Source organism: Burkholderia sp. ABCPW 11 (genome assembly GCF_001523445.1).
GTDB lineage: Bacteria > Pseudomonadota > Gammaproteobacteria > Burkholderiales > Burkholderiaceae > Burkholderia.
The window spans coordinates 1-598 of the sequence record NZ_LOVM01000028.1; the positions used below are offsets into that span (position 1 = coordinate 1).

The following is a 598-nucleotide window of genomic DNA, read 5'->3' on the forward strand; positions in this document are numbered from 1 at the left end:
CGTATCGGAAGGTGCGGCTGGATCACCTCCTTTCCAGAGCTTCTCGCACAAGTTGAGCGCTCACGCTTATCGGCTGTAAATTTAAAGACAGACTCAGGGGTCTGTAGCTCAGTCGGTTAGAGCACCGTCTTGATAAGGCGGGGGTCGTTGGTTCGAATCCAACCAGACCCACCATTTGTCTGGCGGTAGGTACACCTGAGGCATCTGTACTCATGGGGGCATAGCTCAGCTGGGAGAGCACCTGCTTTGCAAGCAGGGGGTCGTCGGTTCGATCCCGTCTGCCTCCACCAATCTTCAATGACAAGCGTTCGACTTCGTCGAACCTTTGTCATTGGCGATTGAGCCAGTCAGAGGATATCAACAGATATCGGCTGTCGTTCTTTAACAATCTGGAAGAAGTAAGTAATTTGGATAGTGGAAGCGTCTTTGAGATGGACGTGGAAACTATCCGGGTTGTGATTGTATCGATGTATCTCAAGATGATTCGAACTTCATGTTCGGCTCAATTGGAATACGGCACAACGCGAGAACTCAACCTGTAGCGACTGTAGCGTCGAAAGATGAGACAGACTCGTTATAGGGTCAAGCGAACAAGTGC

The 598-nt window shown here is 50.3% G+C and carries 2 tRNA genes; both read left to right on the forward strand.

Features of this window, described 5'->3' with window-relative positions:
- Positions 1–97: 97 nt before the first annotated feature.
- A tRNA-Ile gene (locus WS61_RS11030) sits at positions 98–174 on the forward strand.
- Between the two features lie 40 nt (positions 175–214).
- A tRNA-Ala gene (locus WS61_RS11035) sits at positions 215–290 on the forward strand.
- Positions 291–598: the final 308 nt, after the last annotated feature.